The organism is Vibrio sp. SCSIO 43086, assembly GCF_051132235.1.
GTDB classification, from domain to species: domain Bacteria; phylum Pseudomonadota; class Gammaproteobacteria; order Enterobacterales; family Vibrionaceae; genus Vibrio; species Vibrio diabolicus.
In genome coordinates this window covers 977,882-998,077 of record NZ_CP072678.1, presented here as the reverse complement: position 1 = coordinate 998,077, position 20,196 = coordinate 977,882, and the positions used below count along the sequence as shown (strand labels likewise).

21 protein-coding genes are annotated in these 20,196 nt (G+C 45.2%); 17 read left to right on the top strand and 4 right to left on the bottom strand.

Translation table 11 applies throughout. The features are described 5' to 3' along the window. Window positions 1-93 precede the first annotated feature (93 nt). From J8Z23_RS20650 to J8Z23_RS20620, 7 genes are all read left to right on the top strand, one after another. The gene (locus tag J8Z23_RS20650; RefSeq protein ID WP_047007952.1) at window positions 94-2,190 is read left to right on the top strand and encodes a TonB-dependent siderophore receptor; all 2,097 of its coding nucleotides are present in this window, start codon (window positions 94-96) and stop codon (window positions 2,188-2,190) included. 74 nt (window positions 2,191-2,264) lie between these two features. Beyond that, entirely contained in the window at window positions 2,265-3,032 is a 768-nt protein-coding gene (locus J8Z23_RS20645) for a DUF3450 domain-containing protein (protein ID WP_053807981.1), read from the top strand. Next, the gene (locus tag J8Z23_RS20640) at window positions 3,033-4,400 is read left to right on the top strand and encodes a MotA/TolQ/ExbB proton channel family protein (RefSeq protein WP_258663295.1); all 1,368 of its coding nucleotides are present in this window, start codon (window positions 3,033-3,035) and stop codon (window positions 4,398-4,400) included. It abuts the gene before it with no gap. Further along, window positions 4,400-4,954, top strand: coding sequence for a MotA/TolQ/ExbB proton channel family protein (locus tag J8Z23_RS20635; RefSeq protein ID WP_006741219.1), 555 nt, complete (start codon window positions 4,400-4,402; stop codon window positions 4,952-4,954). The genes J8Z23_RS20640 and J8Z23_RS20635 overlap by 1 nt, the downstream gene beginning before the upstream one ends. After that, a complete protein-coding gene (locus J8Z23_RS20630) occupies window positions 4,951-5,355 on the top strand; it encodes an ExbD/TolR family protein (protein ID WP_005374257.1) in 405 nt (134 codons plus the stop codon). The genes J8Z23_RS20635 and J8Z23_RS20630 overlap by 4 nt, the downstream gene beginning before the upstream one ends. Then, window positions 5,355-5,975, top strand: a complete 621-nt coding sequence (locus tag J8Z23_RS20625) for an energy transducer TonB (protein WP_006741220.1) — start codon at window positions 5,355-5,357, stop codon at window positions 5,973-5,975. Before J8Z23_RS20630 ends, J8Z23_RS20625 begins: the two co-directional genes overlap by 1 nt. Further along, complete coding sequence (locus tag J8Z23_RS20620) at window positions 5,972-7,144, top strand: tetratricopeptide repeat protein (protein ID WP_046873906.1); 1,173 nt, start codon at window positions 5,972-5,974, stop codon at window positions 7,142-7,144. The genes J8Z23_RS20625 and J8Z23_RS20620 overlap by 4 nt, the downstream gene beginning before the upstream one ends. Before the next feature lie 66 nt (window positions 7,145-7,210). On the opposite strand, the gene J8Z23_RS20615 is transcribed toward J8Z23_RS20620, so the two are convergent. Beyond that, window positions 7,211-7,699, bottom strand: a complete 489-nt coding sequence (locus tag J8Z23_RS20615; RefSeq protein ID WP_065645578.1) for a hypothetical protein — start codon at window positions 7,697-7,699, stop codon at window positions 7,211-7,213. Then, a complete protein-coding gene (locus J8Z23_RS20610; RefSeq protein ID WP_243328101.1) occupies window positions 7,696-8,148 on the bottom strand; it encodes a hypothetical protein in 453 nt (150 codons plus the stop codon). The genes J8Z23_RS20615 and J8Z23_RS20610 overlap by 4 nt, the downstream gene beginning before the upstream one ends. Before the next feature lie 281 nt (window positions 8,149-8,429). On the opposite strand from J8Z23_RS20610, the gene J8Z23_RS20605 reads away from it, so the two are divergent. From J8Z23_RS20605 to J8Z23_RS20560, 10 genes are all read left to right on the top strand, one after another. Beyond that, the gene (locus J8Z23_RS20605; RefSeq protein ID WP_046873933.1) at window positions 8,430-9,059 is read left to right on the top strand and encodes a PepSY-associated TM helix domain-containing protein; all 630 of its coding nucleotides are present in this window, start codon (window positions 8,430-8,432) and stop codon (window positions 9,057-9,059) included. 21 nt (window positions 9,060-9,080) lie between these two features. After that, entirely contained in the window at window positions 9,081-9,620 is a 540-nt protein-coding gene (locus J8Z23_RS20600; RefSeq protein WP_301659941.1) for a DUF2271 domain-containing protein, read from the top strand. 15 nt (window positions 9,621-9,635) lie between these two features. Next, a complete protein-coding gene (locus J8Z23_RS20595) occupies window positions 9,636-10,466 on the top strand; it encodes a DUF4198 domain-containing protein (RefSeq protein ID WP_301659940.1) in 831 nt (276 codons plus the stop codon). Window positions 10,467-10,508: 42 nt separating this feature from the next. Beyond that, entirely contained in the window at window positions 10,509-10,829 is a 321-nt protein-coding gene (locus J8Z23_RS20590) for a hypothetical protein (protein ID WP_301659939.1), read from the top strand. Then, a complete protein-coding gene (locus J8Z23_RS20585) occupies window positions 10,826-11,380 on the top strand; it encodes a DUF6162 family protein (protein WP_046873903.1) in 555 nt (184 codons plus the stop codon). The genes J8Z23_RS20590 and J8Z23_RS20585 overlap by 4 nt, the downstream gene beginning before the upstream one ends. A 22-nt stretch (window positions 11,381-11,402) precedes the next feature. Further along, complete coding sequence (locus tag J8Z23_RS20580) at window positions 11,403-12,329, top strand: metal ABC transporter solute-binding protein, Zn/Mn family (protein ID WP_006741228.1); 927 nt, start codon at window positions 11,403-11,405, stop codon at window positions 12,327-12,329. Then, a complete protein-coding gene (locus J8Z23_RS20575) occupies window positions 12,329-13,057 on the top strand; it encodes a metal ABC transporter ATP-binding protein (RefSeq protein WP_104972215.1) in 729 nt (242 codons plus the stop codon). The genes J8Z23_RS20580 and J8Z23_RS20575 overlap by 1 nt, the downstream gene beginning before the upstream one ends. After that, on the top strand, window positions 13,057-13,932 hold the full coding sequence (locus tag J8Z23_RS20570; protein ID WP_182034865.1) for a metal ABC transporter permease: 876 nt from the start codon (window positions 13,057-13,059) through the stop codon (window positions 13,930-13,932). Before J8Z23_RS20575 ends, J8Z23_RS20570 begins: the two co-directional genes overlap by 1 nt. 22 nt (window positions 13,933-13,954) lie before the next feature. Then, a complete protein-coding gene (locus J8Z23_RS20565) occupies window positions 13,955-14,824 on the top strand; it encodes a metal ABC transporter solute-binding protein, Zn/Mn family (protein ID WP_114323503.1) in 870 nt (289 codons plus the stop codon). A 215-nt stretch (window positions 14,825-15,039) separates the two neighbouring features. Continuing rightward, window positions 15,040-16,089: a porin gene (locus J8Z23_RS20560; RefSeq protein ID WP_104970300.1), complete on the top strand. Its 1,050-nt coding sequence runs from the start codon at window positions 15,040-15,042 to the stop codon at window positions 16,087-16,089. A 214-nt stretch (window positions 16,090-16,303) separates the two neighbouring features. Here J8Z23_RS20560 and J8Z23_RS20555 read toward each other — a convergent pair whose 3' ends face one another. Both J8Z23_RS20555 and emrD read right to left on the bottom strand, forming a co-directional pair. Then, window positions 16,304-18,469 (bottom strand): S9 family peptidase, encoded by a 2,166-nt coding sequence (locus J8Z23_RS20555; protein WP_434635311.1) that lies wholly within the window; start codon window positions 18,467-18,469, stop codon window positions 16,304-16,306. 311 nt (window positions 18,470-18,780) lie between these two features. Then, window positions 18,781-19,986, bottom strand: coding sequence for a multidrug efflux MFS transporter EmrD (emrD, locus tag J8Z23_RS20550; RefSeq protein WP_005393574.1), 1,206 nt, complete (start codon window positions 19,984-19,986; stop codon window positions 18,781-18,783). Between the last annotated feature and the right edge of the window lie 210 nt (window positions 19,987-20,196).

The window sequence follows — 20,196 nt, the reverse complement described above, 5'->3', positions numbered from 1 at the left end:
TACTTATCACTTATATTCACCCGCGAAATAACTAAGAGGGAATCGCATTCAACAAGCATGTGACCCGAAAAATAATAATCGGAGTGAAAGGATATGTTTACTAAGAGCCATTTGGCGCTAGTGATCGGTGCGGTGTTAGCAACACCTGCAGTGGCGGACGTTCAAACAGACGAACATGTAGTTGTAGAAGGTCGAGAGTTCGGCTACAAGGCGGATACAAACAGTACAGCAATGCGCATGGAAATGACGCAGCTGGAAACGCCAGGACAAGTAGCGGTTATCGATGAAACGGTAATTGATGAGCAGCGTGCAAGTACACTTGGTGAAGTGCTACGTAACGATGCAAGTGTTAGCGCGGGTGGTACAAGCCGTAACCGCGAACGTTTCTCTCTACGTGGTTTTGAACTTAGCAGTTCAGACGGTTTTCTTCGTGATGGCCGTCAACACTGGTCACACTACCGTCAGCCAATTGAGCTTTTAGAGCGTGTTGAAGTGCTTAAAGGTCCATCAGGCTTGCTATACGGTAAATCTGAGCCGGGTGGCTTGGTAAACATGGTTTCGAAAAAACCAACAACTCAAACACAAGCTAGTTTGAGTCAAGATCTAGGTTCGAATGATCACTCACGCACGGTGCTTGATGTGAGTGGCGCGCTAAATGATGCAGAGACACTGCGCGCGCGCGCAATTTTTGCCAAAGAAAGCTACGGCTCTTGGCGCAGCTATGGAGATGGTACCGAGCCCGAAACGGATCGTACGGTTGCGGGCCTAGTGGTTGAGTACGACATCACCGACAACTTTATGGTGTCAGCGCATTACGATCGCACGAAAGACGATGGTAGCGTGGATTCTGGTGCTTACATTGTGGATGGTAAAGCGGTTCGCGGTGACAAGCACATCTGGGATGCCCAGTGGTCAAAGATTGACAACGAAGTAGAAAACTACGGTATCGATATTAATGCTCAAGTGACTGACAATGTAAACGTAAAAGCGGGTTACAACCGTCAAGACTTTAAGCGTTTTGATGTAGAGTCTTACCCAGGTTTCGATACTTATGACCAAGATACTAAGATCGACCATTCTGGTAACGAACGCAAAGATAATTGGGTGTTTGATACTGCATATATAGATGTGACGACGGACTTTTCTCTGTTTGGTACAGATAACACGTTTTTGGTAGGCGCGAACTATCTAGAGTATACCTATGACCGTTTCCAAAAGTATTACAACCCTATAAGTATAGAAGCCGGTCAGTCAGTGCCTCGTCCTGGCTACTCTGGGAAAGTTAAACAGTCCACAAGCGAGCACGACACTTGGGGTATCTACGCGCAAAACATGATGACGATTAATGATTACTGGCAAGTGCTTGCAGGTGTTCGTTATGACGAAAAGCGTGATGATGACCTGACTGAAAACCAGGTTTCTCCAAAATTTGGTGTAATTTTCCACCCAGCGACGAATGGCTCGGTTTACGTTCAGTACTCTGAAAGCTTTATGCCGCAAGGTGAAGTCAGCAGTGGTCGTGGCAAAACTTACGTGAACGATGGCGAGAAGCTAGATGCAGAGCGCGGAATTTCTTATGAAATCGGTACGAAGTGGGAACTGTTTGATCAGCGCTTATTTGTATCAGGTGCTGTGTTTGATATCACATTAGAGAACATGTCGCTAGATGTTGAAAGTGGTAAAGATGCTAGTAATAAGGTTCTACATAAGAAAACTCAAGGTGGTGAGCAAGTACACAAAGGTGCTGAGCTAATGGCCCAAGGTTTTGTGACCCCTGAGTTGTCGCTAACCGCTTCTGCAATGTACTTGGATGCAGAGCTTAAGAAGGCAGAAAGATATGAAGGCAACCGCCCTGTAGATGTGCCAGAGTTTTCAGCAAGTCTATGGTCTAGCTACAAAGTTCAAGACAACACTAACTTAAACCTCGGTTTGATTTATGAAGGTGATCGCTACGGTGATGCAAAGAACACCTTCAAGAAAGATGGCTACGCTCGCGTTGATATGGGCGTGTCATACAAACATAAGTACGATGAAAACTTGGATATCATTGCTCGATTCAATGTCGAGAACTTATTCGATACCGACTACTTCGCAGGTGGCGGTAGCACGAATAGCGAGCAAAAAGGTGCGAGTGGGGTTGTGGTTGGAGAAGACCGCAACTACATGGCAACAATCCAGTTCAAGTACTGATAACAATTTGATTATTAAAGGGGAAGGGTAGTCTTCCCCTTTGGTCGTTTTTGGAACACAGAAATATAACTCGTATGAATCTAATGAAATCAAGTATCGCTCTGTTGATATCATCGGTTTTGATTCCCGCTCACGCGGCGAACTTAAACGATGCACAAGCTGTGCAGAGTAAAACAAACCAGTCGTCGGCGGTAAGCCAAAAACGTATTGATGCAAGCGCAGAAAAATCACTTACTCTAGAAGCTGAAATTGAGCAGCTGCAAGAGGAAGTCGGTAACTTGAAGATTTATCGCGATCATCTTGCAAGCCTTGTTGAGAGCCAAAATCAAGAAGTTGATAGCTTGAACGAGCAAATTGAGCAGATTGCTCAAACTCGTCAAGGTGTCGTGCCTTTGATGTATCACATGCTTGAGGGCTTAAAAGTGCTCGTCGCTAACGACAAGCCTATACGCAAAGCGCAACGTGAGGAGCGAATTGCAAAGCTGGATTCCATGATGACGCGTGCAGACGTTGCGGATGCAGAGAAGTTTCGTCGTATTTTAGAAGCGTACCAAATTGAAATGGATTACGGCACCAAGCTTGGCGTTTACCAAGGCAAGATTAACCTGGGTGACAATGAAGCTGTGGAGGCGGACATTCTCTATTTAGGGCGTTTGTCTTTGGTAGCACGTAGCTTATCTGGTGAGACATTCTGGAGCTGGTCACAGCAACAACAAGCATGGCAACAAGTGGGTTCTGAGCAAAAATCAGAGCTAGATAAAGCGTTCGCTATGGCGAATAAACAGATCGCGCCGAGTATGTTAACTCTGCCAGTGTCGTTAACCGCTGCGGAGGGCAAATAAATGATGAAAAAATGGTTATCAGTTGCACTAATCTCGACATCCGCATTAATGCCTCATACAACTTTTGCTAGTGATGCGTTGTTACAAAAGGCGCAGCAAGAAAATCGTCAACAGCAATCGCACAATGTCGCGCGTGAATCAGGTTTTAAGAAAACAGAGCAAGAGCTACAGGCTATAAAGAATAAATTGGCCGCAGAGCGAGCGGCTCTTCAAGCAGAAGCGGACTCATTAAGTGTTACTTTCGGTGAAAACGAAGCGGAACTGGCGCAGCTAGAAGAAAAGCTACGTCTAGAAACCGGGAGCTTAGGTGAGCTATTTGGCGTCGTTCGCCAGAACGCAAAAGAGCTAGAGTCAGAGCTCAAGAGCTCAGTAACGGGTGTTGATGCAAATTCATATCAGAAAGATATCGATGCTATTGTTGCAGCTAAATCACTGCCAACGTTGACCCAACTTCAGGCGATGTGGCGCAGCATGGAAGAACAAATCAAAGCAAGTGGTGAGATGGCAAACGTCTCTTTCACACTGCTAAATGGCGAAGGTCGTGAACAAACGGTTAATGGTGTTCGTCTTGGTTCTATGGCGCTGCTGGGTGACACTGGCTACGTTAAGTGGAATGGTCAACGCGGAGATGCGGTAAACTATCTTCGTCAGCCTGAAAGCGGTCCAACAGCGAATACTATTTCCTCTGGTGACATTGATGCGCTTGTCATTGACCCGTCACGCGGCATTCTTCTTGAGCAGCTCGCAAACTCACCGACTTTGGCTGATCGCCTAAATGCAGGTGGCGTTGTCGGTAAAATTATCCTTGGTTTATTAGCTATCGGCCTATTGATTGCTCTCGTACGTGGTGCATCTCTGATGATTTCGCGCCAGAAAATCATGAAGCAACTGAAAACTCCAGCACAGCCAGGAGACAACCCTTTGGGTCGTGTGCTTGCGGTGTATCAGAAAGATAAGCATCGCAGCGTAGAAGCGTTAGAGCTACGTCTTTTGGAAGCCGTTGTTGATGAGCAAACCCACCTAGAAAAAGGGTTGTCGATGCTGAAGCTTCTTGCTGCGCTGGCCCCTATGCTTGGTCTACTGGGCACGGTAACGGGTATGATCGAAACCTTCCAAGTCATCACTCAATTTGGTAATGGTGATCCGAAAGTAATGGCGGGTGGTATTTCGATGGCGCTTGTAACTACTGTACTTGGCCTTGTTTCAGCCATGCCATTGTTATTGGCGCACAACGTATTGAGCTCTCAAGCAGAAAATATTCGCAGTATCTTAGAAAAGCAAGGCATCGGTTTAGTTGCAGAACAAGCTGAGCGTGATATGCCGAGCAACAAAAGTCACTCTAACACCTTAGCGGAGAACGCAGCGTAATGGAGCAGATCCTACTCAACACATTGGGTTTGATCAGTGAGGATTGGGCCACAACCTTGATGAGCTTTATGCAGCAAGGTGGTCAAATCCTATGGTGGCTGGCTGCCGTCGTGGCGGTGTGCTGGCTGTTGGTTATGGAGCGAGTTATTTATCTCACAACGGTTTTCCCTGGGGTAAAGAAACAGCTTTGTGAGCAGTGGCAAGCAAGATCAGAGCACCACTCTTGGTACGCGCATCAAATCCGTGAAGGATGGATTGCAAAAGCGCAAATCGAACTGCGCCAAAACCTATCGACTATTAAACTACTTGTGGCGGTTTGCCCAATGTTAGGGTTGTTAGGGACGGTGACGGGCATGATTACGGTGTTTGACGTAATGGCATCGCAAGGCAGCAGCAATCCGAAATTGATGGCTTCTGGTATCTCACTTGCTACGCTGCCAACCATGGCGGGTATGGTAGCAGCGCTGGCGGGCATGTTTATTCATGCTCGCCTTAGCAAAGTGTGTGAACGAAAAGCTATCCAGTTAGAACAATCTTTAAGGAGTCAAAAGTGAGACTCGGACGCAGACCTAACCAACAAGATGAAGCTCAAGTCGATTTAACGTCGATGCTTGATATCGTCTTCATCATGTTGATCTTCTTCATTGTGACTAGTTCGTTTGTACGTGAATCCGGTGTAGAAGTGAACCGCCCTCAGGCTTCTAATGTGGTAAGCCAAAAAGATGCGGGCATTTTTATCGCGGTAACGGCAGCAAATGACGTGTACATCGACAAACGAGTGGTTGATATTGAGCGTGTTGAGGCCTCTATTGAGCACTTGTTACTTGATCAGCCTGATGCTTCGTTAGTTATCCAAGCTGACGAGCATGCTTACAATGGCACTGTCGTGAAAGTGATGGACGCTGCAAAAGCGGCGGGCGTGAAAAACATCGCATTGGCGGCGGAGAAACCTTAATGGGCAGGCTGTTACTTGCACTACCAGCATCATTGTTAATTTCTGTGAGCCTGTTTAGCTTTATGGCGTGGATGGTTGATAAAGGCAACCAGCGTGCGCCAGAAGCTTCGGAAGCGGTTCGTTTTGATATGGTGATGGTAGAGAATGAAGCAGACGTGCAGCGTCGTCAACGTTCAGTGCCGGAGCAACCAGAACCACCCCAAGCGCCGGAGCCAATGGATCTGTCTCAAGCTGACACTCAAATGGAGCCAATGAGCCAGATGACGCCAGTCAGTGCTTTAGGTTTGAACACTGCTCTTGAAGGTATCGCGATCAGCGCGCCAAACTTGAAGGGAACAATGGGCAACCAACAAGCACTGCCGTTGTATCGTGTTGATCCTCGTTATCCAAGTAAGGCGCTGAAACGTAGAGTTGAAGGCTATGTCATTATGCGTTTCACGATCGATGCAACAGGACGACCAAAAGATATTGAAGTGATCGAGGCTGAGCCACAGCGTATGTTCGAAAGGGAAGCAATCCGTGCGCTTAAAAAATGGAAGTATCAGCCAAAAGTTGAGGATGGTGTGTCAATTGAGCAGTATGGACAAACCGCTAAAGTGGAGTTCAAGTTAGCCAAATGATGAAAAAATTCTTAATCGGTACGGTATTAAGCCTGAGTGCACTTTCAACCATTGCCAGTGAGTTAAGCCAATACACTGCCGCGAGAGTTCAACGAGCACACAACTTGGCTCAAGAGGAGAAACTAAAAGAAGCGATTTCATCTCTTGAAGCTATGGAGCTTTCTCGTGGATATGACCAAGCTTATGTCGCTCGAATGTTGGGTATTTTTTACTGGCAGAATGAACAAACTCAAGCAGCAATTAAGCAACTTGAGTTGGCAGTCAATAGTGGTTTGCTACAAGATGAGCAAGCATGGCAAACCCGAAAGATGTTGGCAGATATACTGCTGAACGAGCAACGCTTTTCTAAGGCGTTACCTCATTACTATGCCTTGAGCAAAAACATTCCTAAAGGTCAAAAAGCGCATGAGCTATGGCTGCGTATTTCCCAATCTCATTATCAACTGAGTCAGTGGCAGAAAGTGCTTTCAGCAATGGCTCGTTATGAGAAGTTTGGTCAGCCAGACAAGCTTGGCGCATTGTCGATAAAGCTTTCTGCTGAGCTAGAACTGAAAAAGTGGAAGCCGGCAATCTCGACCATCAAACGCTTGATCGCGATTGAACCTGAGCGAATTGAATGGTGGCGTCAGCTTGTTGCTCTTTACCTGCGTGTTGATGACAACAAACGTGCTCTGGACTCTTTGGCGTTGGCAAAACTGAAAGGATTACAACTTAGCCAAGATGACTTAAAGCTGCTGGCACAATTGTACGCGAAACGAGGTATTCCTGAGAGAGCTGCGTTGGTGATGAACGAGCTAGAGGATGTAAACTCGAATAGTAAACTGAAAGCTCAGCAAGCGACGTATTGGCAAATGGCAAAAGAGTGGGAAGAGTCTATCGATAGTTGGCGTGTTGCTGCTCAGTTAGACCGACAGTATTACTGGAACTACTCTCAATTATTGGTGCAAGAAGGCCACTATAAAGATGCCCTTGCCGCGCTCGATAAGGTCAGCGGTCGTAAAGCGGATGTCGCACTTATCAAAACTCGCGCTTACTACAAGCTTAAGCGGTTTGACGATGCACTTGCTAATGCCAAAAGAGCGGATGAGATAAAACCGTCGAATCAGGCAAAAAGTTGGGTTAAGTATCTATCTCAGCTACGCAAAGTAGAATCGACGCAAAACTCATAGCGAACATTTTTATTAAATACCCGAGCTCAGTCTCGGGTATTTTTTGTCTAAAGTCATAAAGGCTATTTACTGTATGAGCTTTTCATAAAAAGCTAATGCATCAAATGGTCGGGAGAAAAAAGGGCTTTTCTCTATATATTCTTGATGTACCTTGCTCAGTGTTTCAAACTTTTCTCTCGATGTAGGTTCGATATGAAAAGTAAGGCTTTCAGTCGATTCTACAAGCTTTAATGTTGAGGTTCTTGAAGCGTTATTTTTTGCTATTAATAGATAATATGCTAGCTCTTGCTTCTCTTTTAATACACAAGCCTCAAAAGCTTTCTCGCTTAAAAACGGCAGAACAGGAGTTAATGCTTCTATATGCTTCTTTGAATACTCTAGGGTTTGTTTGTCAGGTGTATTCTGGTCTGCCATAGATTCGCACAGCTTTATCTTAGCACCATAATTATCAATAGATTGGCTTACGTTTTTAAACAAACTGGCTTCAAATTTTTCACTTGCTAAAGTGGCACTTGAGAAAAGTGATAAGAGTATTATTACAACATTCTTGTTCATATTTTACATCCATCTGAGATCGCTTTCCAAAATCTATATTGCTTGCTATCGTGCACATGGTCAAGTGCTTGGAAAGTGGCGATTTTTTCGATTTCTCTTAGCTTGATTTGGTCTAAGGCACTATATGATTTGAAGTAATACTCCCAATTGGCTTGTGATATACTCCAAGCAGTTTGGCTCGCATCGGAAGAAATGCCTCTTCCTAATCCAACACTAACATTCTTAGCGGTTTCCAATCTTGCTGTGGCAGGAATAGCGGTAATTGCTTTAGAAAGACCACTACTCGCTGTCCCCTTCAGGGAGTTTCCTCCAAAAATACTCCAAAGGTTACCCAAGCTAATAAATACTTTGGCCGATCTCTCTAATTCATGTAATTCATTTATTCTATCGATAGCTTTCAAACTCTTTTCATCAAATACAACACCGATGATCGCAGGACATTTATTCATGTTTTGCACCGAAATTAGTTAAGTTGAAAAAGAACATACTAATTTATATTGGTATGCAATTTGTGTCATTTTTTCGAATTGAGAAAGTGGTTTAACTTTTGGTTATTTTAATTGAGATGATTGTTTCTAGAGGGTAAGCAATCGGTAACTCACATTGGCTCAAATAGTTACAACATGCGCCAGCCAAGCTGAATTGAAAAGGTAAACAATGTAAATTAAATGCCAATACGAATGATTATCACCTAAATTATGCCCCACATTTATTGGTGATGATTGTTTCTATGTTGCTTAAAAGCAAAGGTGTTCAAACTTGGGCTCGCCGCCTACATATCTATATTTCGATGGCTCTTCTCTTAGTTACGCTGTTTTTTGCAATAACTGGAATTACCCTCAATCGCCCCGAATTATTTGAACGCAGTGAACCTATCATTCAACAACATACTCTGACGGTTCCGCACTCAGTTCTATTCTCACATTCAGATACCTTTCAACCTAATCGTGAAGGGCTGGTGGCTTTCTTGACTAAAGAAACCGAGCTTCGCGGCACTCCCTCCGCACTAGATGTGTATACCGAAGTTGAGCAAGGTGAGTTGTTACTCGGAGAGCTGTCTATGGATTTTAAAGGCCCAGGTTATAACGCTACGGTCTTTATTGATATGACCACCGGTGCGGCAGAGGTTGAAACGACGCACTACGGTATTGTTGCGCTGCTGAACGATCTACATAAAGGCCGCAACAGTGGTGGGATTTGGAAGTGGTTTATCGACGTCACTGCGCTTTTGATGGTGTTTTTTGTTCTAACAGGTGTGTGCTTATTACTGCCTAAGAAGAAGACGCTTAGAACGTCAATGCAATGGATGAGCTTTGGTACGTTACTGTCGCTCGTGATTTATTTTGTTGCTGTTCCATAACAGCTTTTTTAGAGAACACTTATGTTGAACACAGGAAGATTTTTCCGCCGTAATCACTTTTGTAAAGCCGCTTTGATCGCGGCTTTTGCTCCTTTCTCTCTTTCTGCGGCTCCTCTACCAGATAACGCGAAGATCGATTTCGAATTCGAACTTCCAAAGATAGACACTTCAATGTACGCACGCCCTTATGTGGCGGTGTGGGTTGAAAACGGCCAGCGTAAACCGGTTAAAACCATTCAGCTATGGGTAGGGAAAGACGAATGGTTAAAAGATCTACGTAGCTGGTGGAGAAAAGCGGGTCGTTATGATCGTGAACTTGTTGATGCGGTGACGTCAGCAACACGTCCTGCTGGTCAATACCGCTTTGTCTGGGATGGAACCAATGACGCAGGGGAGCGTTTGGAGCAGGGAAATTACACATTGTACGTCGAAGTCGTTCGTGAACACGGTGGGCGTAACTACTTACGTCAAAAAATAACGCTAGCGGACAGTGAAGTGCGCTATGAGCTTAAACCAACTCAAGAGACGGGTGTCATCACCGTCAATTATCAAGTTAAGTGATTAAAGGACACAACAATGAAAACCAAAATCAAAGCAGTGGCATTGGCGAGTGTAATGGCAATGGGATTGGCTGCAACAACCACCGCACAAGCGCATCCACGTTGGGTTCTGCCTTCTCACTTTACGGTTTCAAAAGAAGGCGGTGACTGGCTGACATTTGATGTTACTGCTTCTCACGGGACGTTTGTTTTTGATAAGCCTGCGGGTAGTGACCAAGCGTTCGTGGTGATGCCGGATGGCCGTTCTGAGCGTCCTAACTTTGTTGTTCGTGGCAAACGTCGTTCTATGTTTGATTTCTTTTTTACGGAAGAAGGCACGCACAAAGTCGCGATCAATAATCAGCCGAGCTACTACACCCAATACAAAGCGGGTCGTCGTGATACGGTGAAATGGGCGCGAGCAAACAAAGCTGAGCGTCATGATGTACTTCCAAAACAGGCGCGTGATGTGGTTACACAACTGATCTACACCCGAGCAGAAAGCTACATCACGGTTGGTATGCCAACGGAAAAAGCGTTGGAGATTGAAGGCAAAATGCTGGAGATGAAACCGATCACGCATCCATCGGATATCATTGAAGGTGAACCAGTCACTTTCCAGTTTTTCTTCAATGGTGAGCCACAAGAGGGCGTCACAGCGGAGATCACACGTGAAGGCACCATGTACCGAAACCATCAAGAACAAATCGATGTGGTGAGTGATAAAGATGGCAAAGTGATCTTCACGCCAGAGGTCGCAGGGCGCTACTTAATGAAAGCGAACTACAAAGGTGAATTAAAAGATAATCCATTGGCGGATAAAGCGAGTGCCAATGTTCACCTTACGTTTGAAACTCAACTTAACTAATCGAATTAGGCTCAGCAATCGCTGGGCCATTTTGGAATCATCATGAATAACACTTCTCTTCTCAAAGCTGCTTTGATTTTTTCTGGATTTGCTTCTTTTCACGCTGCTGCACACTTCCCTCTGATGAGTTGTCACTTGGCGCAAGATAAAGTGATTTGTGAAGCGGGCTACTCGGATGGATCGACAGCGGTCGACTACGATGTCGAAATGTACGATTACGACGACAATCTGATCGCCAAAGAGAAAACAGATAAGCGTTCCATAGCAGAATTTACTCACCCTGAAACAGATTTCTATTTGGTATTTGATGCCGGACATGAAAGCCCGGTGGAAGTGGATATCGTTGAGCTGAAAGAGAAATGAGTGTACAGAAAGTTCGTCCCGATGATGGTAACCGAGAAGGAAAGTGGGTCGCACTGACTATCGCAGCGATTCTCGGTTCTGCAGCCATACTTATGCCCTACCATCAGGTCGCGACTGAAAAGCCAGACATACAGGCTCATCAAGTTTTAATCACGGACTTACATCAAAACGAGTTGGGTTTGATCGCTGAACTTAAGCTTGCTCATGAAGAGATTCGTGATTTGCAGCTAGAAACTGGAACTTGGCCTGAGGTCTCTGACATGGAGGCGCTTTGGATTGCTCCATTCGTAAAAGACCAAAATTGGAAGCGCAAAGGGTCTCATCAGTGGAAACGAATCGATGACGGAGTCTACATTGGCATGAAGAAAAATGCCCAAGGTTCTGCCTCTATGCTTCTGGATAGCCGTGGCTCTCAAGCTGATATTTGGTTTAGTGATTCTAGCCGATCGTTAAATGCGGAGGTACTAAGCGATCTAGCAAAACGCCGCCAGCATGGCTGGCAACAAATCGTTCTGTCAGATTCCTCTTCTTCCCATTCTCACGCCCATTAAGACAACATAATTGATAAGAACTATGATCAAACGCTCTCTTTTACGTCGTATTCTTACAGCCACCGTGTTATTGACGGTGTCTTCTACAGGCTTTGCTGCCGATAAACTCAGTATTGGTATTACGCTTCAACCTTATTACAGCTATGTCAAAGCTGTTGTTGATGACAAGGCGAACATCATTCCTCTGGTCGATGCTGGTTTTAACCCTCATAATTATTTACCGCAACCCAATGATCTTAAACGTTTGAATGAAATGGATGCGATAGTGATCAATGGTATTGGTCATGACGATTTTGCACTGAAAGTGATCAAAGCCTCTCAGCGTGATGATCTCGTGGTTATCGAAGCGAACAAAGAAGTGCCTCTGTTACCGGCGATGGGGCAGTCAGTTGGTCAAGGTGCAGTGAACCCTCACACCTTTGTTGGTCTATCGACCACTATTCAAAAGGTTTACACCATCGCGAGTGAGCTAAGTAAACTGGACCCAGACAACGCTACTTTTTATCGCCAAAATGCTCGTAAATATGCGAAAACTTTCCGCCTGATGAAGCGTGATGCAATGTTGTCTCTTGGTGAGTTGGACACGGCTGGTATGAAGGTGGCGACAACCCATAATGCTTACGGCTATATCCTTCAGGAGTTTGGTGTTGACGTCGCAGCTGTCATTGAGCCTGCTCATGGCGTTGAACCAAGTGCCAGTCAGTTGCAGGAAACGATTGAGAAAATTCGTGAATCGGGCATTGATGTGCTGTTCTATGAGCTCAATATGCCGAACCGTTTTGTTGATACCATCGAAGAGGCGACAGGGGTGCAGCTTTATCGCTTTTCTCACATGACTCACGGTGAGTATGAGGCTGATAAAGTCGAGGTTGAGATGCGAGATAACGTGGAAACGCTCATTGAAGCAATGAAGTTTGTTGCGAGCAAGCGAGCAGGGGAAAAGGCGTAATGACAGGTCCTTCCGTTTCCTTAAATAACGTGGGCCTGAAATACGCCGACAATATTATTTTGCAGAACATCAACGCTGAATTCGAGAGCGCCAAATGCCACGTTATCATGGGGCCGAATGGTGGTGGGAAAACCTCTTTGCTTCGTTCGATACTTGGGCTAACACCATTTTCGGGAAACATTGCACTCAATTGGCCAGAGCAATCAGCTGCATCGGGTAAGATAGGATATGTACCACAAAAGGCGATGTTCGAGGCAAGCCTCCCGTTAACCGTGATGGATTTTGTGCTGCTTAATCAAACCCGTATCCCTCTATTTTGGCGACGTAAAACAAAGCAAACTCAACATGCCCTGGCCCAGCTTGATCGTGTGGGCATGGCAACGCGTTGCGATCGTCGTATGGGGCAACTCTCTGGCGGAGAGCAACAGCGTGTTTTGTTTGCGCAAGCTTTACTGGATGAGCCCAATTTATTGGTTTTAGATGAACCTACAACTGGGATGGACGAGCAAGGTGTTCGGTACCTTGAAGGTTTGATTCATGAAGTCGTTGGAGAAGGCAAAACGGTACTGGCAGTACACCATGACGTGACCGCAGTGCGCCGTTTAGATGCGCAGGTCCATGTCGTAAATCGTCAAATTGTGGCGTCAGGGCACCATTCAGATGTATTAAGTCCCGATCGTATAGAAACATTATTCAAGCACTACACAGCAAAAGTGGAGGCTGCATAATGAATTGGTTACGAGAGTTAGCGGTTAGCGGCGTTGAAGCTGGATGGTTAAGCGATAGCTTTTCTTATGCCTTCATGGTGAACGCAATTGTGGCAGCGCTGATATTAGGACCATTACTTGGTGGCCTTGGGACATTAGTCATCGCCAAGCGACTGGCTTTTTTCTCTGAAGCGGTTGGGCACGCTGCGCTTACCGGAATCGCGATTGGTGTGTTGCTCGGTGAGCCGCCAGAGAATCCGATCATCGGATTGTTTAGCTTTTGTATGATTTTTGCGCTGTTGCTTCACTTTGTTCGTAATCGTACGAATGTACCTTACGACACACTGGTTGGGGTTTTTCTTGCACTAGCGTTAGCGGTTGGTGCTGCGCTGTTAATGTACGTCGCTCGTAAGATCAACATTCACATGTTGGAGAACGTGTTGTTTGGCTCGATCTTGACGGTGACGGACAACGATATCCTTATTTTAGCGATCAGTTGTTTGATCATATTACTGCTTCTTATTCCAACGTTTAACCGCATTTTGCTGACTTGTATTAGCCCGGATATTGCACGTGTACGCGGCTTTAATACCAGCTTTTATGATTACTTATTTGTCATGATGATCACCTTGGTCACCATCGCCGCGGTAAAGATTATTGGCGCGGTATTGGTTGGTGCATTGCTACTGATCCCTGGTGCAACGGCTAGGTTATTGACTAAACGCATGGGCAGTTTCGTTCTCCTTTCTTCTTTATTGGCAACCATTGCGTGTTTAGTCGGAACCATACTGCCGATGGAGCTTGAGCTACCAGTGCCATCAGGCGCATCCATCATCATTGTTTCTGCGGCATTTTTCCTAACAGCAACGGTTTACCGAATTATCAAAAAAGCGTAACCCTTTTTATAAAGTAATGAACATGAAGATAAAAAAATTAGCGATAACTTTTGGTTTGGTTATAGCGACGACACTTCCATCGTTGGCAAGCGCCAAAGACATTTTAACCAGCACTCCCGTCACGTACATGTTGTCTGAGCAACTCATGAAAGGTACAGGGATAGAGACTCAGTATCTGCCTCCAAAGCGTTACGGCGTTGAGCGTCTTGAGAACTGGTTCGCAAATAAAGGTACAGAGCAAGTTAAGCAAGCGGGTCAAGCCGCGACGGTTGCTATTACTCTTGGTGCGATTTGGAAACAAGACCCGACTTATGTTTACGCTCGACAGGGCAACATTCACTTGATTGAAATCGATGCATCGCAGGCCATTTCTCCTAGAGCTCAAGGAGTTGCAGCACTGACATTGGAAAACGGGTCAACATCGAAGTACGCGTGGCTGAACCCTACAAACTTAATCCGAATGGCGGGCATTGTTGGAGAGGATCTACAACGTGTATATCCTGAACACCAAAAGGCGATTCAAACGAATCAACAGGCTTTTATGCTCAATGTGCGTGAACTGATCAACCAACAACAGGCAGAGATCTTCGATAAAGGCATCGATTCAGTGGTACTGATGAGTGAGTCACTAGAGGACTTTGCCTCTGGCAACCAATTGTTTGTGGTTGGGCGCGAATTTAAGCCAGAACTCGAGTGGACAGAAGAAGACAAATTATCTTTAAAAGCTCAGTTTGAACAAGATAAAACGCTATGGTTAGTTACGGATAAACGACCGTCGAAAACCTTGACATCGCTTATTAAACCGAGTCGTATACTGCAAATTGATGTTATTGACCGCTGGGGCAGTAAGGGTATCAAAACTGAGAAGCCACTCGCACGTTGGGAGATGTGACACGTAAAAAGCCACAGATTTTATGATGGGGAATGAAAAGTTCCCTATTTTTTTGTGACTTATTTCAAAACGTGAGCATTAATACCACTGGTTGCATAAGAAAGTGTTTGTTTCATTTCTATTTCATTACTACTTTGTTATGTGTTCGTTGCGATTGATTCGGATTTAATCTGTCTCTAAGCGAACCGGTACAAACAACTATACGGATGTTAACAATGAAAATGAAAACTCTAGCCGTTGCAGTGGCGGCACTAGCATGTGGTTCACAGGCCTTCGCAGCAGAAGTTTACAACAGCGATGGTACATCTTTATCGATCGGCGGTCACGTTTCAGTTGGCGTGGGTGAGTATTTCGAAGAAGAAGTAAAAGTTCACCAAGTATCTCCACGTATTAACGTTGCGGGTAAGAAAGACATTGGCAACGGTATTACTATCGATGCTAAAGGCGAATGGGCACTTAACTACCTAAATGGTGGTAGCCAGTCGTTTTCAACTCGTTTGGGCTACATCGGCGCGACCCACCAGCAGTTTGGCCGTTTAGTGGGAGGTACACAGTGGTCTCCGTACTACGATGTCGCTGGCGTTGCGGATCTACCAATCGCGTTCGCGAACGACTTTTTGTACGACAATCACAACAATCTAGGTACTGGTCGTGCTGAAAAAATGATCAGCTACCGTAAAAGCTTTGAGTTTGGCGAAGGTTTTGCTTTCAACCTAGGTCTTGGTTGGCAAGGTGAAAATGATGATAGAGGCCTATCATTACAACAAAACCCTAACACAGGTCTTCCAGAATACGTCTCTAAAGGCAGCAAGTATGACCAACGTGGTCAAATCGCATTAAGCGGCTCTGTCGCGGGCTTCGGTCTTGGCTATGTATACAGCGGCGGTGATGTTGAGAATTCTGGTCTAGGTACTAAAACTGCTGAATCACACCTTGTTTCTGTAAATTACGGTGAGTATGGCTCTGGTCTGTACGCAGCTGTTGTATACGGCATGAACGAGTACTTCTACCAAATGCGTGAAGAAACTACTCAGCTTGAGGGCCTACTGGCGTACGGAGTCAACAATTGGACGTTCAGCGTTAACTACGAAGGTGTAGAAGACGACAAAGACAACAAGACAGTTTCAAGCGAAACTGCGCTACAAGCAGAATACGCAGTAACTCCTGCATTCGTTACTTTCGCTGGTTACCAGTTTGACCTAGGTAACGACTACAACAATGAAGAGAACGACTACTGGACTCTAGGTGCTCGTTACTACTTCTAATAAATAGGCCAGTTTCTACTGCCTAAACACATTTATTGTGTTAACGCCTACTCATTGTGAGTAGGCGTTTTTCTTTCTGCTTTCCGTTGGCTATAAGAGACACTGGTAATGATGTCTTAGGTACCCCAACTCTCTGTTTAGAGAGCGCGTCTATAAAAAATGCCCGCAAGTTGCGGGCATTTTTGTTGTTAGAGATGCAGTTCTATTAATACGCTTATTTTTTATCGAGTAAATCGAGGAAGAACGCGTACTCTAACGCATCTTCTTTCAAGCGCTTAAATCGACCAGATGCGCCGCCGTGTCCGGCTTCCATATCGGTTTTGAACAACAAAACGTTATCGTCAGTCTTCATTTCACGAAGTTTGGCGACCCACTTCATTGGTTCAAAGTACTGTACTTGAGAGTCGTGCAAGCCAGTCGTTACCAACATGTTTGGGTAGTTTTGCGCCTTGATGTTGTCGTAAGGCGAGTAACTCAACATATAGTCATAGTATGTTTTGTTATTTGGGTTACCCCATTCATCATATTCATTGGTGGTCAATGGAATTGATTCATCGAGCATGGTGGTTACCACGTCCACAAACGGAACATGTGCACCGATACCGCGATACAATTCTGGTGCTTGGTTGATGACTGCCCCCATTAAGAGACCACCTGCAGAGCCACCAACAGCGAAGACTTTATCTTTCGCGCCGTAGCCTTGTTCAACCAAACCTTTAGTTACATCAATAAAGTCGTTGAATGTGTTTTGCTTGGTGAGTTTTTTACCATCCTCATACCAAGGACGGCCAAGCATTTCAGAACCGCGAATGTGAGCGATGGCGTAAACAAAGCCGCGGTCTAATAGACTCAAACGTGTCGAGCGGAAAGTTGGCTCAATGGTTGCACCATAAGATCCATAACCATATTGGTAGAGTGGGTTCGTACTATCCTTCTTAAATAAGTCTTTACGATACACCAAAGAAACGGGTACTTCTTTACCGTCACGGGCTGTAATCATAATGCGTTCTGATTGGTAATTGTCAGGATTAAAATCACCAAGTACAGGTGTTTGCTTCATGATTTCTGACTCGCCCGTTTTTAGATCGAAATCGTAGTAGGTTCCTGGAGTGGTTAAACTGCTGTAATAAATACGAACTTTCTCGTTATCCAGCTCTAGGTTACCTGTCAAATAGGCTGCAAACGCATCGTCATTAAATGTGAGGGGGAATTCTTTTCCTGTTGAGAGCTGACGTACAGTGACGCTTGCTAGGCCGTTAGAGCGCTGCTCATAGACGAGGTGATCATTGAATAGCTCGAAGTCGACAAGTTGAGTGTTGTCGTCTGCGGCAATCACGTCTTGCCACTTAGAGCGATCGTGCATCTCTTCTTGCTTAACTTTCATCAAACGGAAGTTCACGGCTTGATAGTTGGTATAAATGTAATACCAATCGCCTAGCTTAGAAATGCTGTATTCAATGCCATTTTCACGAGGATAAAAAGGCTTCGCCTTTGCTTTAGGGTTGTTCGCATCGATGATGGAGACGCCGCTGGTTTCTGTACTGGAATGCCAGATATAAATATCTTCGCCATCTTTGCTTTTGCTTAGTGAGGTGTAATAGGCGCTGTCGGTTTCTTCAAAAATCAACTCATCGCTGCTTTGTGGCGTGCCTAAAACATGACGATACACTTGGTAGCCCAGCAAGGTCTGTGGATCTTTTTTGATGTAGTAAAAGGCGTTGTTATCGTTCTGCCATGCAATCGCGCTTGAGGCGCCTTCGATTTCATCTTGTAGGTAATTGCCTGTTTTCAGGTCTTTGATCTTAAGAGTGTAAACGCGGCGGCTTAATGTATCTTCGCCATACGCTAGTAAGTTTTCATTCGGACTAACGTACAAGCCGCCAATACTGAAGAACTCATGTTCTTTTGCAAGTTCATTGACATCTAAAATGACTTGCTTGTCTTTGCCTGCAAAGTCTTTAGCTCGAAGGTGAACTTCGTATTCGTTATCTCCGGTCACTTCACTTGAGTAGAAGTAGTTGCCTTTACGCACAGGAACGGAGTTGTCGTCTTTTGCTATGCGACCTTTAATTTCTTCAAATAGCTCATTTTGAAGAGCTTCAGTGTGCTTGAGAACGGTTTCCGCATACTGATTTTCTTGCTCTAGGTGCTGCAAAATTTCCGGATCTTTACGTTCGTCGTCACGCATCCAGTAGTAGTTATCAACGCGAGTATCACCATGAATAGTCATCGCGTGAGGGACTTTTTTCGCAACCGGAGCTTGAGTTTGTTGAGCAACGATCTGTGATTGGGAGTATTGAGTCATGCTGGGGGTTCCTTGATTGCTGCATCCGGCGACAAGCGCGACCGAGACGGCCAACGTAGTTAAAGTGAAACGCATCTGTTTTTGTCCTTATTATACACCCAAGTGGCCTCATCCTGAGGGCTGGGCTTTCATTTCGTTAGTGGTTTTCAGTTGTCCATTCTTTGTTATGGGGTGTGCCGAAAAAGTGAGAATTCTCAATATTTCCGAGTTGGCTACTCAATTTGAAGGGAGCTGAAAACACATTGTGTAAGCAGCTGTTATTTTTAACAAATATCAATTCGAAAGTTAAATCATTCTCATCGGTAAATCGATATAGTGTGATATGAAAAAAGGGACACACTAGTTTAGTGTGTCCCTTTTGGATTTTGAACGTTAGTCGATAATGATCAGATGACTTGCGGCACTTCGTTTGAGTGGTTGTGCGCTCGATTTACCCACATGAGCCCAAGCATTGCAATTACCGACATTGCCATCATCAAAACACCCAGTGGCATCTGGTTATGCGCTGGAAATAGTGATGCAAGCAAGGTCGCAATACCTGCTCCCAAGTTTTGCATGCCACCCAATGTCGCGCCTGCTGTTCCTGCATGGTATGGGAATGGCGCAATTGCTCCGGTTGTTGCGGCTGGGAATAGGATACCCGCACCCAAAAAGTACACGGTTGCGCCACCAACCAGCGTTAACGCCGTGGTTAAACCAAACAAGCCAGGGATGAGCACAATAGCTGAACCAACAAAAATCGATACCAAACCCACATTTAAAGCACGACGCTCAGAGCGACGCTGCGCGATGTAGCTAGATAAGCCGGCACCCACCAAGTAACCCGGGATCGGTAAGATAAACAGTAAACTTACCGTTGTTGCTGGTAATGCCAATACACCACCTAGCAATACCCCAGCTGCTGCCTCGAACACACCTACGCCAGCAAACGTCGCAACTAGGCAGATCAAAAAGCCTTGGAAGCGGCGATCTGATAAAACGTGTTTGTAGCTTTTGGCTACTGGTTCGAACTTGCGTTTCTCTTTTGGTAGCGTCTCCATCATGCTGGTCATCATGGTAATCACCACTGCAATGCCAAACAGCGCTAAGAATAGGTAGCTAGAGCGCCAGCCAAACGCTTCGGTTAAGTAGCCGCCAAGCACAGGAGCCAACAATGGTGAGAAAATCACACACATGCTGATTAAGCTATTTGCTCTGTGTAGCTCAGAACCTTCAAAGCAGTCGCGAGTCAGAGTACGTGACATCGCACCACCGCAGCCAATACCTAAACCTTGGATGAAACTACCAATCAAGAACCATTCAAATTGGTGTGCAAAGAGCGCCACCAATGTACCTACGATGTAGATAAGTAGGCCTGCTATGATGATTGGCTTGCGACCTAAGCGGTCCGACAGCGTACCGTACACGAATTGCGATAAGCCATATGGAATCAGGTAACAAGCCATCACAGCTTGAAGTGATGACGCAGACACCAAAAACTCACCCGCCATATGACCGATTGAAGGCACGTACATTGTTTGGGTCATTTGACCCACGGCAGTCAATATTGCGATTAAAAAGGTAAGTTTCGCTAATGGAAACGAAGCAGACATTTGCGTATCTCTCCAAAAAATTTAAGACGTAAAAACCCTTAGCGCTCTAATGCAGAGTGCCAACAAACTTTTGGTGTTACGGGGCTCTTTGCGCGAGATATTAGTCTTTGCGTGTACAATTAGCAATCGAAAAGTGTGAAGTTGAGCAAGATAAAAATCTATAATATGGATTAGAAAAACTAATCTTAATTTGCGTTCGGAAACAGGCTG

Bases quoted from the DNA above. Each gene is read 5' to 3' on its own strand.
- J8Z23_RS20585 (WP_046873903.1), top strand. From the start codon at position 10,826: ATGAGTGTACAGAAAGTTCGTCCCGATGATGGTAACCGAGAAGGAAAG.
- J8Z23_RS20635 (WP_006741219.1), top strand. From the start codon at position 4,400: ATGGAGCAGATCCTACTCAACACATTGGGTTTGATCAGTGAGGATTGG.
- J8Z23_RS20580 (WP_006741228.1), top strand. From the start codon at position 11,403: ATGATCAAACGCTCTCTTTTACGTCGTATTCTTACAGCCACCGTGTTA.
- emrD (WP_005393574.1), bottom strand. From the start codon at position 19,986: ATGTCTGCTTCGTTTCCATTAGCGAAACTTACCTTTTTAATCGCAATA.
- J8Z23_RS20565 (WP_114323503.1), top strand. From the start codon at position 13,955: ATGAAGATAAAAAAATTAGCGATAACTTTTGGTTTGGTTATAGCGACG.
- J8Z23_RS20620 (WP_046873906.1), top strand. From the start codon at position 5,972: ATGATGAAAAAATTCTTAATCGGTACGGTATTAAGCCTGAGTGCACTT.
- J8Z23_RS20640 (WP_258663295.1), top strand. From the start codon at position 3,033: ATGATGAAAAAATGGTTATCAGTTGCACTAATCTCGACATCCGCATTA.
- J8Z23_RS20570 (WP_182034865.1), top strand. From the start codon at position 13,057: ATGAATTGGTTACGAGAGTTAGCGGTTAGCGGCGTTGAAGCTGGATGG.
- J8Z23_RS20605 (WP_046873933.1), top strand. From the start codon at position 8,430: ATGTTGCTTAAAAGCAAAGGTGTTCAAACTTGGGCTCGCCGCCTACAT.
- J8Z23_RS20595 (WP_301659940.1), top strand. From the start codon at position 9,636: ATGAAAACCAAAATCAAAGCAGTGGCATTGGCGAGTGTAATGGCAATG.
- J8Z23_RS20625 (WP_006741220.1), top strand. From the start codon at position 5,355: ATGGGCAGGCTGTTACTTGCACTACCAGCATCATTGTTAATTTCTGTG.
- J8Z23_RS20590 (WP_301659939.1), top strand. From the start codon at position 10,509: ATGAATAACACTTCTCTTCTCAAAGCTGCTTTGATTTTTTCTGGATTT.
- J8Z23_RS20600 (WP_301659941.1), top strand. From the start codon at position 9,081: ATGTTGAACACAGGAAGATTTTTCCGCCGTAATCACTTTTGTAAAGCC.
- J8Z23_RS20575 (WP_104972215.1), top strand. From the start codon at position 12,329: ATGACAGGTCCTTCCGTTTCCTTAAATAACGTGGGCCTGAAATACGCC.
- J8Z23_RS20555 (WP_434635311.1), bottom strand. From the start codon at position 18,469: ATGCGTTTCACTTTAACTACGTTGGCCGTCTCGGTCGCGCTTGTCGCC.
- J8Z23_RS20650 (WP_047007952.1), top strand. From the start codon at position 94: ATGTTTACTAAGAGCCATTTGGCGCTAGTGATCGGTGCGGTGTTAGCA.
- J8Z23_RS20560 (WP_104970300.1), top strand. From the start codon at position 15,040: ATGAAAATGAAAACTCTAGCCGTTGCAGTGGCGGCACTAGCATGTGGT.
- J8Z23_RS20615 (WP_065645578.1), bottom strand. From the start codon at position 7,699: ATGAACAAGAATGTTGTAATAATACTCTTATCACTTTTCTCAAGTGCC.
- J8Z23_RS20645 (WP_053807981.1), top strand. From the start codon at position 2,265: ATGAATCTAATGAAATCAAGTATCGCTCTGTTGATATCATCGGTTTTG.
- J8Z23_RS20610 (WP_243328101.1), bottom strand. From the start codon at position 8,148: ATGAATAAATGTCCTGCGATCATCGGTGTTGTATTTGATGAAAAGAGT.